Consider the following 14242-nt stretch of genomic DNA (forward strand, 5'->3'; position numbering starts at 1 on the left):
TGTCAGGTTTGCGCCTCATCTAAGCCGTACCGGCCGTTGAACCAGCGGCAATCTCGAGAGCCGCCCCAACCTTGGGCGCGATTGGCAATTGGCAGCGTCAGTATGCGTCGCTGAAAGATTCGTCGGCACACCAAAGCACTTGGCCTCGCCGGAACCAGAAATGCGAACCGCAATCCTTTTTCCGCCATACCGACGGATACAGCGTTGCCGTGCCATCCGCGTGCTGAGTGAGTTGCCAGCATGGCCGCTCGTCTGGCAGAAGGTTCATATGCAGTATGCGCCCGCAACCGCACGGACAGAGCATCGCCGCTTGTTCTAAAAAGCCATCGTCATCGACGACGTAGAGCGTGTCGGCAGCGAGCTGCGCTGGAAGTGCCTCATCCGCAATAACGACGCGGTATGGCTTCGATTTCTGACCATAGCGTCCACCGACAAAAAGCCGGAGGAGCCAATGCCAAGCTATCAGGAGCCACTTCATGGTTTTGGCTTTTCAGAAAGTTCAGTGAGCCGCAGTAACGGCCGCATGTCGCCTTTGCCGATGTGTGGTTCAAGTATCTCACACGGTTCGCTGTGGCGCTCGTACATCAGTTCCATGCTCGCCAAGCTAAAGGTGACCGATCCATATTCACCATTCGATTCCTCCCTGAACGGGTGAAGTCTGGCAAGTAACTCGTTTACCGCAAGAGACGCCGCAAACATGTTCACACTGATGACCGCTGGCCGGTGGCCCTGAACACCGGCAATATAGCCGTCCTCTATTTGCTGCGCGTGGGCGGCAGGATCGGTGCGACGCAATCCGGCATCCGCCACTTGTTTCATCGTAAAAAGGCCGCGCGTCATGAGGCTAGACTTGCCGGGAAGTAGGTAGTGAACCGTGCCGCACACCTCCCGTATCTTACCCTTGTTCGGCCCTTCGCGCACTGCGTCGAGGCGCACGCCAATGTCAAAATAGGGTTGTATGTAGAACGTCGCGAGAGTGTTCAGCAGGTAACGCCCGTCAACGGTATCCATGCATCCAAAGACGACATCGCATTGCGCGACCTCGCGCACGACTTCAGGCGACCAGAGATTGCCGGTGATACGGACAACTAGCGTGCCAAGTCCGGCGCGGTCGATGGCATCGCCGATTACATCCGGTTTAGGACGCTTCTTCGCGGCATCTTCCATGGTTGAGTTGAGGATGCGGTTGACGTTGCGATCTTCGATATGATCGTCATCGACCAAAACAATTTCGCCAACACCCAAACGGAAAAGCTGCTCGATGACGGGGCTGCCGGTTCCCGAACAGCCAACCACGGCAACCGACAAGCGGCGCAACCGTTCGATCGTGCCCTCGTCGAAAATCTGTGCGTGAGACGCCGCAAAACTCGGGACGGATTTGTCGCCACCCGCCGGATACCAAAACTGCAAATCATCGCCGACGACATTGACGCATTCGATGGGAATCAATCCATCTTGGATCAGAACGCGTCCGAATACCTCACCGGATGGCAGCATGATGGCACTGCCATGAGGGGCATCGATCTCGGTTGAGTCGCGGACCATCGGCAGCAGGAGGTCATCGCTTTTGTTATCGGTCGGCGAAAAAGCGGGATAGCCGTTCGGATGGCTGTGAATCTTGATGAAACTCAACCCTTCCGCTTCCGCGCGGTCGAGAATGTCTTCGATGATTTCTGTCTGCCAAGTCACGCTCACTGCAGTTCGTTCACATTGCGCGTGCGGAATCTCCTCGATGTATCGTACGAGGAGGCGATGCCGCCGGTCCCCGCTCCGATGTGTGCAGAGAAGGATGGCAACCGCTTCTTTCCCGTCGCCGGGAAAAAGATGCGTATGCAGACGGCGGTGCTGATCGTCCGTCATGCTCAAGGTGATTGGCGGATTCATTTCTCGAATTCCCGCTGCAACCAATCTTCGATCAACACGATGTGCGTGCCGAGGCTGTCGATAGTGGGCCTCCAGGGATTTTGCGCTGTGCGGTGACGTGACCAGCGCTGGTAGGAAATCCCCGCGATCTGCTGCACCGCTTCCGTCGCGCCAATGGGGCGACCATCGGTGCGGGCGAGCGCAGGATGGAAATAGACCATATCCAGCGGCGTGTTGGGGTAGCCCGTTTCCAGCCTGATCGCCGCAATGACGGTCTTGTGGTTGTAGCCTTCTTGTGTGGGGAAGTCGTGGATGAGAACCCATTGGGATCCATCCACGACCGTTTCCCAAGGCAGGCCGTAATCGTTGAGGAGTTGCTCATCTTCGGGCAACAGATCGAACTGCCGACGCATTGCCGTTAGCCCTCCGTCTGATCGCGCGGCAACGCCTTGAACTTCTCGATACCGGGCTGGCGCAGATCGACCTTCTCGTTGAGGTCAACCTTCTGCGGACGCTGACCGGCAACCTTCACGCGCAGCGTGTAGTCTTTCGGCGGCGTCAAACCGGCGAGTTCAAGGACTTCGCGGCCGGTGATGTAGCGATCATGGACGACGAACGGGTCGCCATTCACCTTGATCTTGTATCCCCGGCAGTGAGGCGGTGCTTCGCCACGGCGGGCGTAATCCTCCAAATCCGCAATTTCTTCCGAGATTTCTTCACGGATCGCTTCAACCAATTCATCGGCAGAGACGTCCGCCTTTTCTTCGTTATCCATCAGAACCTCCATGGACTGACATATTGTTGCGGGCCTCATTGCCTGCGCGCTCAAAATAGGAGGCGTGCTAAGTATGTCAAGCAAGACTTAGCATGCTTGACGATTTTAGCAAAAAGAGTATGATTTCTGCGGCGGATTCCGCCTTCACCCTTAGCTAGGAGGAACGATGAGCGATGAAACTGACGTGGGGAGAAAGGGCGAGGCATTGGGGATCTATCTCAAGAGCCTTCGGTCGGGGACGGGGCTAACCCTCAGAGAGGTGGAAGATGCCACCGGAAAGGATGTGTCGAATGCGTATCTGAGCCAGTTAGAGAACGGGAAGATAGCAAAGCCCTCACCAAATGTTCTGCACTCGCTAGCGAGTGTATATAAGGTGTCGTATGCAAAACTTATGGAGAGAGCTGGATATATATCTCCGAATGCGAGAAGCTCGGACACAGCTAAACATGGTAGAGCGGCAACATTTTCGATCGACAACTTGACGTTAGAAGAAGAAAAAGAGCTACTGCAGTATCTTTCCTTTGTTCGACAGAAGGCAAAACCTTGATGAAGCCAGACGATAGCCACCTGACACCGGCTCAATATGCAAAGGTAAGATCCGAAGCCGAGCGCGCCTTGTCACTGGCAGGCGCGCTTGGTCGTTTTCCGACACCGATTGATGACATCATGGCCGCGGCCAATGTGCAGGAGGTGAAGGAAGATGTTCTCAACGAGAGCTTCATCGCCAAACTTCGTAGGGAAGCCAGCGGAGCATTGAAATCTGCGCTCAGTAAAGTGATTGGCCTGTTCGATGCCAAAGCGCGGCTGGTCTTCATCGACCGCACGTTGCACGTGGTAAAGCAGACCTTTGTGAAGCTGCATGAAACGGGCCATGCCTTCATGGCGTGGCAACGCGACCTTTACGCAGTGGTGGAAGATTGCGACCAGACCATCGAGCCCGCAACCGCTGATCTTTTTGATCGCGAGGCGAATGTCTTTGCATCCGAGGTCGTTTTCCAGCTCGATGGGTTCACAAAGGAGGCGGAAGAAAAGACCTTCGGCATTTTGGTGCCCGTCAATCTCAGCAAAAAATATGGAGCATCCATATATTCGTCGGTGCGCCGGTATGTCTCGCACAACTGGCGGGCTTGTACTGTCGTTGTGCTTAACCCCCCGGAACTCATCCGCGGTGATGGGTTCCGGGCCTCGCTTCGACGGCATTGCTCATCGCCGCGTTTCACCGAGATATTCGGCGAGATCAATTGGCCGCTGGTTTTTACGCCCGATCATCCCGTCGGTGCGATGATCCCGATCAACGGACGGAAGATGTCTGGCAAACAGATGATCTCCCTTAAGGATCGAAACGGCGACACTCACGAATGCATCGCTGAGGCATTCACCCAGACCTATCAGGTTTTCATCCTCATCCATGCGGTGAGCACCCTCACCAGCAGTCCCATTATTATGCCAGGCATCAGCAAGAACTAGCGTTGCCTGCGGCTCGTCCCTTGGACGCTGCGTACCCGGAGTCTACAGTCACGTAGTCCCATCCGGTGATGTCGGCTTCTCTCAGACGTCAGCCTGAAAGCAGACTGCGCTTTGCGACCAGTTTTACGCGATCGCGGCGGATGTTCTTCGTAGGCGATTCGTCAGATCGAGAGATGATTCTCGGAAGGAATTGGCGCAGATTCAAGGATTTATCGGTAAGGCAAGATATAAAGCTACGACACTGTCCGACCGCGCGAACAGGACTAAGCTATTGTCTGCACATCCTTTTTATAAGAACCGAAACGGTGCCGCTTTAGCGGCGACAGTGCCAGAAGGCTGAAAAATGGCGGTTTTCCGGCCCATTTAGCGGCACCGATTTTCATGTTTTCTGATCGCGCGCATGGTTGGGGCTTCCCTACCACCGAAGGTGTCAATCATGCCCAGCGAAGACGATTCCAAGCCAGCGTCTGGCCGCCTTGACGACAGGGGCAGCAGGCCGCACCCACGCAAAATCGGCTCGCATATGAACGACGCAATTTGGAGCGAGCGAGACGGTTCGCCTTCTTCCGTTCAGGACGTCTTTGGCACACTGCCCGCCGAGCCGATCTGCGTTCGTGTTCCGGTCGCGGTGAAGCTGACCGGCATCAGTCGATCGACGCTCTACGAACTCATCGGAGCCGGTGAAATCGAAGCCGTAAAAGTCGGTCGGTCCACCTTTATCCGTTACGCCAGTCTCAAGCGGCTCTTTGACCGAGAATAGGCTTCGCGGGCATGGTCATGTCGCGATCACAATGGTAAAGGCGGTCCATCGACTCGTCGCGCGAAACTCGCCCAAAAGTCGATTTGCAGCCTTCCCTCTACGGGAACCGAACCCTACCCACGGCGACTGATGGGGGCCAGATTGGGGGCAGTGCGGCACGGCTGGTCGAAGAAATTCCAATAAATCCAATGCCTAGCAATCACCTTGGATTCCCTTCACCTCCAGCTTTCACAGCGATTTAGCGGAGCGAAATCGCGATCAGCCAAAGCTCGGCCGACCTCGCGCAGCGAGGATCGACGGCGTGGCTTTGCCACGCCGGACCGCCCTAAGCTCTTTCCACCGTCACCTTCTGCTCGACCAGCTGGATCTCGCGATAGGCGGTCAGGAAAGCAATGTCGGCGGCGTCGCGGCCGGCGCAGATGCGCGCGCATTCATCGGGCCGGGTCATCCCCGTCGCGTCGACCATGCGCCAGTCACCCGCGAGATAGACTTCGGCGACCGCGTGGAAATCCATGGGTTCCACGCCGAGCGCATAGACGCTCGCCATGCGCGCCGGGATGTGCGCCGCGCGGGCGAGCGCGATCATCACATGCGCATAGTCGCGGCACACGCCGCGCCGCTCGACGAAGCTGTCGAGCGCCCCGGTATCGACGTCGCTGGTGCCCGCGACATAGGTGAAGCGGCTCTCGATCCAGTCGCGCATCCGCGCGATCTTCGCGCCGCCTTCGAACTCGCCGAAACGGCGCTCGACGAAGGCGTGGAACTTGTTCGACGGGCAATAGCGCGATTCGTTGAGATAGGGGATGGCTTCGGCGGGCAGGCGGTGCAGCGGCATTTCGGCGAGCGCGGCGAGATCGGCGTGGGGGCGCTCGACCGCGACGGTCGCGCGATATTCGGCCCTGAGCGCGCCCTCCGCGCGCAGCCAGACCGGCTCGCAGACCCCGGCGGCGGCGGGGACGCGCGCCATATATTCGGGGGCGCCGAGGTCGAGCGAGGCACGCTGCACCCGCTGGCCGCCGCCGTTCGCCGCCTCGACCTGGAGCATCAGGTCGACGGGTTCGGGCAGGCGATAATTTAGGGAGGCGGAGATTTCGAGTTTCATCTATCGGCAACGCATGAAGGAGGGTTCGGTGGCGCTTAATAGGACGAAGGCCGGGACAAAGGAAAAGAACAAGTGACGCCGGCGCGGATCATCCCGTTCATCGTCGCGACGATCTTCATGGACGCGATCGGCTTCGGCATCATCATGCCGGTGCTGCCGCAGCTGGTGATGGAGGTCGGCGAGATCGACCTGCCCCACGCGATCGAGGTCGGCGCGTGGATTGGCCTCGTCATGGCGGTCGCGACCTTCCTCGCCTCGCCTGTCCTCGGCAACCTCTCCGACCGGTTCGGGCGGCGGCGCGTGCTGCTGCTCGCATTGGGCGGGCTCGCGACCGACTATGCGCTGCTGACGATCGTCGAGACGCTGCCCTGGCTGTTCGTCGCGCGCGCGCTGTCGGGCATCTTCGGCGGCAGCTATGCCGCGGCGCAGGCGGCGATCGCCGACATCACCGCGCCGGAGGAGCGCGCGCGCAACTTCGGCTTCGTCGGAGCCGCCTTCGGGATCGGCTTCGTCGCCGGGCCGGCGATCGGCGGCTTCCTCGGCGAGATGAGCCCGCGCGCGCCCTTCGTCGCCGCGGCGATCCTCGCCGCCGCGAACATGCTCTACGGCCTGTTCATCTTTCCCGAAACGCTGCCGCCCGAACGCCGCCGCGCCTTCGACTGGCGCCGCGCCAATCCGCTCGGCGCGTGGCAGACGATGCGCGCGCTGCCCGGCATGGACGGCGTCGCGGCGGTGCTCGTGCTGTGGCAGATCGCGAGCCTCGTCTATCCGATGACGTGGAGCTTTTACTGCATCGCGCAGCTCGGCTGGACCCCCGGCATGATCGGCGCGAGCCTCGCCGCGGTCGGGGTGATGATCGCGCTCGGGCAGGTGTTCGTCGTCGGTCCCGCGGTCGCGCGCTTCGGCGAGCGCGATGCGGCGACGCTCGGCATCCTCGTCGCGACCCTCGTCTATGTCGGCTATGCCTTCACCACCTCGACGATCGGCGCTTTCCTGCTCCTGATCCCCGTCGCGCTGCAGGCGCCTGTACAGCCGTCGCTGATGGCGATGATGTCGCGCCGCGCGACGCCCGAAACGCAGGGCGAGGTGCAGGGGATTTCGGCGATGGCGATGGGGCTGGGCCAGCTCGTCGCGCCGCTGCTGCTGACGGGCACGATGGCCTGGTTCACCGCCGACAAGGCCCCGGTGCATTTCCCCGGTGCCGCCTTCATCGTCGCGGCGATCTTCGGCCTGCTCGCGATCGCCATGCTCCGCCGCCTGCCGCGCGCGCAGCCCGCCGATCAGATGCCGCCGTCGGTCACCGCATAGCCGAGCGCCTCGAAGCCCGCGACCAGCATCGCCACGCACGCTGCGACCTGCTCACCATCGGTCGAGCGAATGACGAAATTCGCCCCGACCTTGCCATCGCGAAAGAAGGGATAGCTGCCGATCGCGACCCCCGGATGCTCCTTTTCGCCGAGGCGGAGCAGGTCGGCGATCTCGCTTTCGGGCGCCCAGGCGCCGATCGTATGCGCGACGAGCGGCTTGCCGCCTTCGAGCTCGCCGGTCAGCGCGTCGAGCATGCCCGCGGTGATGTGCGGCACCCCGGCCATCACGAAGAGATTGCCGATGCGGATGCCGGGCGCCCCCGACATGCGGTTGGGGATCAGCTCGGCGCCGTCGGGGGTGCGCGCCATGCGCAGCCGCGCCTCGGTCAGCTCGCCGCCGCGCGCCGTATAATAGCGTTCGAGGATCGCGCGCGCCTCTGGATGGACGATGACGCCGACGCCGAGCGCCTTCGCCACCGCGTCGACGGTGATGTCGTCGTGCGTCGGGCCGATGCCGCCGGTGGTGAAGACATAGTCGTAGCGCGCGCGAATCGCGTTCAGCGCATCGACGATCTCATCCTCGACATCGGGGACGATGCGCACTTCGCGGAGGCGAATCCCCTGCACGTCGAGCCAGGTCGCGATCTGCGACACATTCTTGTCCTGCGTGCGGCCCGAGAGAATCTCGTCGCCGATCACCAGCACGGCGGCGGTCCAGATGCGTTCGTCGCTCATCCCCTTGCCTTAGCCGCGAACGGTGACAAAACAAGCCCACTGGCAGCCCGATAATGTTCCTGGTATGTTCTAATGCGAATCGAAACCCATGGGAGAAGCGCGATGGCCGACGACCTGATTTTCTATACCAACCCCATGTCGCGCGGACAGATCGCGCGCTGGATGCTCGAAGAGGTCGGCGCGCCTTATGAACCGCGCATCCTCGATTATGGCACGACAATGAAGGATGCCGCCTATCTGAAGGTAAACCCGATGGGCAAGGTTCCGGCGATCGTCCACAATGGCAAGACCGTCACCGAATGCGCCGCGATCTGCGCCTATCTCGCCGACGCCTTTCCCGAAGCCGGGCTCGCTCCCGACCCGGCTGACCGCGCCGATTATTATCGCTGGCTCTTCTTCACCGCGGGCCCCGTCGAACAGGCGATCACCGCCAAGCATTTCGGGATCGAGCCCGACGCCGACCAGCAGCGCATGGCCGGCTTCGGCTCGCTCGCCGCGGCGCTCGACACGCTCGAAAGCGCGGTTGCGGGCAAGGCCTTCGTCGCGGGCGACCGCTTCAGCGCCGCCGACGTCTATGTCGGCAGCCAGATCGACTGGGGGCTGCAATTCGGCACCATCGCCCCGCGCCCGGCGTTCGAGGCCTATGTGGAGCCCCTTCGCGAACGTTCGGCCTACCAGCGCGCGAAGGAGATCGACAACGGCCTGATCGCCGAAATGCAGGCGGCGGGCACGGCGGGATGAATATCCGGAGTCGGCTGCAAATGGAATCAAGCCCCTCCCCTTCAGGGGAGGGGTTGGGGTGGGGGCTCGAAACCTTGCGCAAGGCCGATGGCCCCCACCCCCTCCCCTGAAGGGGCTAAGGATGCGTCATTTTGGACGGGACAGTCCTACCCCCGCTTCAACCGCACCAGCGCTGTATCGAGCGCCTGCAGGAACTGCGACCGGTCGGCCTTCGAGAAAGGCGGCGGTCCGCCGACCCGTCCGTCCATGCCCGCGCGCAGGTCGGCCATGATCGCGCGCGTCGCGATCGCGGGGCCGATCGATGCCGCCGTGAAGGGCTTGCCATTGGGCGCGAGCACCGTCGCGCCTGCTTTCAATGCGCGGTCGGCGAGCAATATGTCGGCCGTGACGACGATGCTCTTCGCATCGGCCGCTTCGGCGATCCAATCGTCGGCGGCGTCGAAGCCGTCCGAGACGACCACGCGCTCGATCAGCACATGCTCGGGCACGCGCAGCCGGCTGTTGCTCACGACCTTCACCGGCACCTCGTGCCGCCACGCGACGCGATAGATTTCGTCCTTCACCGGGCAGGCGTCGGCATCGACGAGGATCACCGGCGCGCTCATCCCGCGAGTCCGTCCCAGAGCAGCTTGGCGCCGAGCAACACCATCAGCACATAGATGAGCACATAGAAGCGTTCGGGATTCATCCGCTTCATCCAGCGCACCGTCAGCAGCGTCGACACGATCGCGAGCGGCATCAAGAGCAACGCCGCGACGACGACCTCGTGCGGAAAGGCCCCGAGCGCGAGATAGGCGGGCACCTTCATCCAGTTAATCAGCGCGAAGAGCACCGAACTCGTCCCGATGAAGACGAGATGCGGCAGGCGGCGCGGCGTCACCCACATCTGGAACGGCGGGCCGCCGGCGTGCGCGATCTGGCTCGTCAGCCCGGTCGCGAAACCGAACAGGCTGCCGACCCAGCCCGGCGACTGCGACGCGGCGACGATCCGCCCGCCGCGCTCGACCCACAGGCGATAAAGCCCGAAGGCGAGCGTGATCGCGCCCAGTGCCGCCATCAGCTGCGCCTCGTTCACCCGTTCGGCATAATACCACCCCGCGAGGACGCCGAGCGCCGCGCCGGGCAGCATCCAGCCGATGATCCAGCCGTCCCACGTCTTGCGGAACGACCAGACGCTGATCACGTCCTGCACGATCAGCACCGGCAGCAGCAGCGCCGCCGCGGTCGCCGGCGGCAGCATAAGGGCGGCGAGCGGCGTCGCGAGCGCACCGACCCCGGCGAGCCCGCCCTTCGCCATGCCGAGCAGCACGACCGCGACGACCAGGATCGCCAGCGTCGCCGGATCGGCCAATATGCTCACGCTTCGGGCTTCTCCGGCAAGCGCCAGTCGATCGCGCCGCGCCCCTTCGCTTCCAGAAAGGCGTTCGCCTGGCTGAACGGCCGCGACCCGAAAAAGCCATTGTGCGCCGACAGCGGCGAGGGGTGCGGCGCGCGCAGGATCAGGTGCGGGCCATCGGGCCCCAGCCCCGGCACGTTCGCCGCCTTCTTCTGCGCATGGCTGCCCCACAGGATGAAGACCTTGGGCGCCGGATCGGCGGCGACCGCGGCGACCGCGGCGTCGGTGAAACGCTCCCACCCCTTGCCCTGATGCGACGCGGCCATGCCGCTTTCGACCGTCAGGCAATTGTTGAGCAGCAGCACGCCCTGCTCCGCCCAATGCTTGAGATAGCCGTGGCGCGCGGGCGGAATGCCGAGGTCGGCCTGCATTTCCTTGTAGATGTTGACGAGGCTCGGCGGCGTCCGCACGCCCGGCTGCACCGAGAAGCAAAGCCCGTGCGCCTGCCCCGGCCCGTGATAGGGGTCCTGCCCCAATATCACCACGCGGACTTCCTGCGGCGGCGTCGCATCGAGCGCCGCGAACCAGTCGCGCGGCCGCGGAAAGATCGCCTTGCCCTTCGCGCGCTCATCCGCAAGATATTGCTTGAGCGCCGCCATATAGGGCTGCTCGAACTCGCCGCCGATGCGGGCGAGCCAGTCGGGATGCAGTTTGACCTCGGCCATGCCCATCGCTTCACCAGAGCGGCGCGGCCTTGTCCAGTGCCGTCGCCCTGGAAATGGCAGCAAACGACCGGAAGCTGCCGTCTCTTTATTCGTCACCCCGGACTTGATCCGGGGTCCCGCTTGATGCCGAAGACCGGTCGATGCCCAAAAAGCGGGATCCCGGGTCAAGTCCGGGATGACGAGGGGCTGAAACCGACCGGTTGCAGCCTCTTACATCGTCATCCCCGCGAAAGCGGGGACCCAGAGCGCGCGTAGGCTGATCCCGCACTGGGTTCCCGCTTTCGCGGGAATGACGAAGATAGGCAACGTCCGCTCACCACCCCAAAGCCGCCAAACCCTAAATCCTCCCCCGCACGCCCAGAAAGAAGCGCCGGCCGAGATAATCATATTGCGTCCCGAACGCCGGCGCCTGCCCGATGACCGGCGGCGTCGCGGTGACGACGGTCGAGACGCGCGGCGGCGGGGTGTCGAACAGGTTGGCGACGCCCAGCGTGATGCGGAAGCGATCGGCGATGTCGCGGCTCAGCGACAGCGAGTGAGTGAAGGTCGCGGGCACGCTGACATCGGGGCAGAAGCGCCCGCCGGGCCGGAAACTCGAGCTGCGGCAGGCATCGCCGCCCTGCGCACGGAGCAGATCCTCCTCGTTCGAAGCCGCACCGGTGACGTCGAGCCCATAGAAGAGCGTCCACTTGTCCTTGGTCCAGCCGAGGTTGAAATCGCCGACCCATTTCGGATTGCCGATCTTGCCATTGTCGTCGATCTCGGTGCCGGGGAACAGCTCGACCTTGTCCTCGACCTGCCACGTCATCTGCGCGCGGAACGCCAGCGACCCCAGATTGCCGAGGTCCTGGTCGACCGCGAGCGATAGGTCGACGCCGCGATTACGCTGGCGACTGATGTTGACATAGCGATCGGTCACCGCCGCGACGCTCTGCGCGTCGGGGCCCGCGGCCGTCCGCATGAACAGGCCGCAGAAGGCTTCGCTGGCGAAATTTTCCGAATCATAGCAGCCGGTGAGGATGTTGCCCGCGCCGAGCAGCGCGATCTCGTCCTTCACCTCGATGTCGAAATAATCGACCGCGAGCCGCGTCCTGAGCCCGCCCCACAGCGCCCCCGAAAGGTCGGGAGTCAGGATGACCGACACCGTCTTCGCGGTCGAGGTTTCGGGCTTGAGCCGGCCGAGCCCGCCGCCCGAGGTGATCGTCGCCGGGGCGATGCCGCCGGCATAGTCGGGCGCGATGCCGGCGGCGGCGCAATTGTCGAAGATGCGCTGGCTGATCGCGCCCGCCGCGAGCCGCGCCGCACTCTGGATGCACGGATCGATGTCGGACTGGCCGAGGAAGCCCGTCTGGTCCTGAAGAAAGAGTTCGAACAGCGCGGGCGCGCGGAACGAAGTGCCCCAGGTGCCGCGGAAACGCAGCCAGTCGGTCACCGCCCAGTCGGCGCCGACCTTCCACGTCGTATCGCTGAAACTGTCCTGCGCACCGCCGCGCGCCGTCGCCTCGACATGGGTGTAGCGCGCCGCGCCCAACAGCGTCAGCCGTTCGATCATCGGCACGCCTGCGAGCAAAGGCACTTCCACCTCGCCGAAGACCTCTTTCGACACGGTGCGCCCCGCGGTGACACCCGAGGTCGTGAAATTGGCGACATTGCCCGCGCGCGTCGCTTCGCCCGGCATGTCGTCGATCTCGTCGCGGCGGATATTCGCGCCGACCGCGACGCCGACGGGCCCGGCCGGAAGCGTCAGAAGCTTGCCCGTCACCAGCGCCTCGGCCGAGCTCTGCTTGAACAAGGTCCGCCCCGTCTCGCGGCCCGTCAGGAAGGCGCGCTCCTCCGGCGTGAAATCGCCGCGCAGCACGCGCGGGTCGGTGAAGTCGATGTCGATGCACTCGACGCCGCGGATTGCGGTCACCGTCCCCGCGCACGAGCGCGTGCGCAAGGTCTGCGACGCGAGCGCGTCCTGATAGATGACGTCCTGCGTATAGCTCGCATCCGACCGGCTGTGCTGGCCGTGGACGTCCCATTTCCATCCCGCCCCGAAATCGCCGCGCAGGCCCAGCACGCCGCGATAATAATCGACGTCGGCCCGGCTTTCCGACTTCACCAGCACGCGCGGGCGCAGGATCAGATTGCCGCCGAACTCGGCGTTGAGCGGATCGCCCATGTCACCCGGATCGCAATTATATGCCGTCGGGTCGCAGAGGAAGAAAGGCAGCATCGACGCGCCGGTGAACTGCTGAAGCTCGATCCGCTGGACGCCATCGTTGTGCGACTTGCGGTTGCTGAACAGAAACTCGCCATAGGCGGTGATGCCGTCGGAGACGTCATAGGCGCCCTCCGCGAAGGCGCTGACCCGGCGCACGCCCGAGAAAACGTCCGAATCCTGCTCGGCCGGCTCGAACTGGTTGAGCGCGCCGGTCGATGGGCCATCGAAATTGACCCCGAAAAAATCGGCGGGGCCGAACACGCCGATCGGATTATAGCTATTGATCGGAATGCCGACGCCCGCGAACTCGGCGCCATATTGGCCCGCGAAGATCGCCTGCCCGTTCGGCGCGATCAGCCCGGGACCGAAAGTCGGGAAACCATTTTCGTCGACCCCCGAAAAATCGCTGAACACGATCATATTCGCCTGCGTGCTGCTGCACGCCGGGCGCCCGGTCCGGAAATCGACGATGTCGGCGCGGCTGCCATCGGCCTCGCGCTTCAGATATTCTTCGGAGCAGAAGAGGAAGCCGCGGTCGCGGCGCGTCAGATTCTGCTGGCGGAAAATATCGACCGTCGCGAAAAAATGCCCGCGTTCGAATGTCTTGCCGAAGCTCGCATCGGCGCCATAGCTTTCGCCGCCGCCATGTTCGGTGATCGACGAGAAGCCGCCCGCTTCGAAGCCGTCGAGATCGTCGCGGGTCAATATGTTGACCACGCCTGCCACGGCATCGGAACCATAGATCGATGAAGCGCCGGTCTTCAAAATCTCGACCTGCCGCACCACCGACAGCGGCAGCACATTGAGGTCGAAGGGCGCGACCGAACCGCGGATACCCGCGGGGCCCGCGCGGCGGCCGTTGATCAGCACGAGCGTGCGCTCGGCACCGAGGCCGCGCAGCGACAGTGTCTGCACATCATTGCCGCCGTTCGCGATGAAGCGGTTCGAGATCGCCGAGGTGATCTGGATCGATCCTTGTGCCACCGGCGCCGACTGCAGCATATCGGCAAGCTGGACCTGCCCCTGCAGCTTCGCCGTCTCGGGGTCGATCACCTGAATCGGGTCGGCGCTGGTGAACTCGCTCTTGGCGATGCGCGAGCCGGTAACGATGATCGCCTCGCCTTCGTCCTGCGCCATAGCCGGGCTTGCCGACAGCGCGATCGCCGAAGCCGTTACGGCCAGAAACACCGGGGTCAGAAACACCGGGGAGCGGGTGCCCATTTTC

15 protein-coding genes are annotated in these 14242 nt (G+C 63.1%); 5 read left to right on the top strand and 10 right to left on the bottom strand.

From position 1 onward, the window contains the following. Nucleotides 1-97: 97 nt before the first annotated feature. Genes QZL87_RS16655 through QZL87_RS16670 form a run of 4 tightly spaced genes read right to left on the bottom strand, consistent with a single transcriptional unit; the run spans nt 98 to nt 2638 of the window. Nucleotides 98-478: a DUF6527 family protein gene (locus QZL87_RS16655; protein ID WP_295321519.1), complete on the bottom strand. Its 381-nt coding sequence runs from the start codon at nt 476-478 to the stop codon at nt 98-100. Beyond that, on the bottom strand, nt 475-1860 hold the full coding sequence (locus tag QZL87_RS16660; protein ID WP_295321520.1) for a ThiF family adenylyltransferase: 1386 nt from the start codon (nt 1858-1860) through the stop codon (nt 475-477). Before QZL87_RS16660 ends, QZL87_RS16655 begins: the two co-directional genes overlap by 4 nt. 20 nt (nt 1861-1880) lie before the next feature. Continuing rightward, the gene (locus tag QZL87_RS16665; protein WP_295321521.1) at nt 1881-2276 is read right to left on the bottom strand and encodes an E2/UBC family protein; all 396 of its coding nucleotides are present in this window, start codon (nt 2274-2276) and stop codon (nt 1881-1883) included. Between the two features lie 5 nt (nt 2277-2281). Next, nucleotides 2282-2638, bottom strand: coding sequence for a multiubiquitin domain-containing protein (locus QZL87_RS16670; protein ID WP_295321522.1), 357 nt, complete (start codon nt 2636-2638; stop codon nt 2282-2284). Nucleotides 2639-2804: 166 nt separating this feature from the next. On the opposite strand from QZL87_RS16670, the gene QZL87_RS16675 reads away from it, so the two are divergent. From QZL87_RS16675 to QZL87_RS16685, 3 genes are all read left to right on the top strand, one after another. Then, a complete protein-coding gene (locus tag QZL87_RS16675; protein ID WP_295321523.1) occupies nt 2805-3185 on the top strand; it encodes a helix-turn-helix transcriptional regulator in 381 nt (126 codons plus the stop codon). Further along, nucleotides 3185-4105, top strand: a complete 921-nt coding sequence (locus QZL87_RS16680; protein ID WP_295321524.1) for an ImmA/IrrE family metallo-endopeptidase — start codon at nt 3185-3187, stop codon at nt 4103-4105. Before QZL87_RS16675 ends, QZL87_RS16680 begins: the two co-directional genes overlap by 1 nt. Nucleotides 4106-4541: 436 nt before the next feature. Then, complete coding sequence (locus tag QZL87_RS16685; RefSeq protein WP_362987810.1) at nt 4542-4865, top strand: helix-turn-helix domain-containing protein; 324 nt, start codon at nt 4542-4544, stop codon at nt 4863-4865. Between the two features lie 325 nt (nt 4866-5190). On the opposite strand, the gene QZL87_RS16690 is transcribed toward QZL87_RS16685, so the two are convergent. After that, the gene (locus QZL87_RS16690) at nt 5191-5967 is read right to left on the bottom strand and encodes a transglutaminase family protein (RefSeq protein ID WP_295321525.1); all 777 of its coding nucleotides are present in this window, start codon (nt 5965-5967) and stop codon (nt 5191-5193) included. A gap of 72 nt (nt 5968-6039) precedes the next feature. On the opposite strand from QZL87_RS16690, the gene QZL87_RS16695 reads away from it, so the two are divergent. Next, on the top strand, nt 6040-7275 hold the full coding sequence (locus QZL87_RS16695; protein ID WP_295321526.1) for an MFS transporter: 1236 nt from the start codon (nt 6040-6042) through the stop codon (nt 7273-7275). Here the strand turns inward: QZL87_RS16695 and QZL87_RS16700 are convergent. After that, nucleotides 7248-8009, bottom strand: coding sequence for a competence/damage-inducible protein A (locus QZL87_RS16700; RefSeq protein ID WP_295321527.1), 762 nt, complete (start codon nt 8007-8009; stop codon nt 7248-7250). The genes QZL87_RS16695 and QZL87_RS16700 overlap by 28 nt on opposite strands. Nucleotides 8010-8111: 102 nt before the next feature. On the opposite strand from QZL87_RS16700, the gene QZL87_RS16705 reads away from it, so the two are divergent. Further along, the gene (locus QZL87_RS16705) at nt 8112-8750 is read left to right on the top strand and encodes a glutathione S-transferase family protein (protein WP_295321528.1); all 639 of its coding nucleotides are present in this window, start codon (nt 8112-8114) and stop codon (nt 8748-8750) included. A gap of 146 nt (nt 8751-8896) precedes the next feature. Here QZL87_RS16705 and QZL87_RS16710 read toward each other — a convergent pair whose 3' ends face one another. The 4 genes from QZL87_RS16710 to QZL87_RS16725 form a co-directional block, all read right to left on the bottom strand. After that, nucleotides 8897-9355, bottom strand: a complete 459-nt coding sequence (locus QZL87_RS16710) for a YaiI/YqxD family protein (protein ID WP_295321529.1) — start codon at nt 9353-9355, stop codon at nt 8897-8899. Further along, nucleotides 9352-10110 carry a sulfite exporter TauE/SafE family protein gene (locus QZL87_RS16715; RefSeq protein ID WP_295321530.1) on the bottom strand — a complete coding sequence of 253 codons (759 nt, stop codon included), beginning with the start codon at nt 10108-10110 and terminating at the stop codon, nt 9352-9354. Before QZL87_RS16715 ends, QZL87_RS16710 begins: the two co-directional genes overlap by 4 nt. Then, complete coding sequence (gene ung, locus QZL87_RS16720; protein WP_295321531.1) at nt 10107-10811, bottom strand: uracil-DNA glycosylase; 705 nt, start codon at nt 10809-10811, stop codon at nt 10107-10109. Before ung ends, QZL87_RS16715 begins: the two co-directional genes overlap by 4 nt. 337 nt (nt 10812-11148) lie before the next feature. Further along, nucleotides 11149-14238, bottom strand: coding sequence for a TonB-dependent receptor (locus QZL87_RS16725; protein WP_295321532.1), 3090 nt, complete (start codon nt 14236-14238; stop codon nt 11149-11151). Between the last annotated feature and the right edge of the window lie 4 nt (nt 14239-14242).

The organism is uncultured Sphingopyxis sp., from assembly GCF_900078365.1.
Classification (GTDB): domain Bacteria; phylum Pseudomonadota; class Alphaproteobacteria; order Sphingomonadales; family Sphingomonadaceae; genus Sphingopyxis.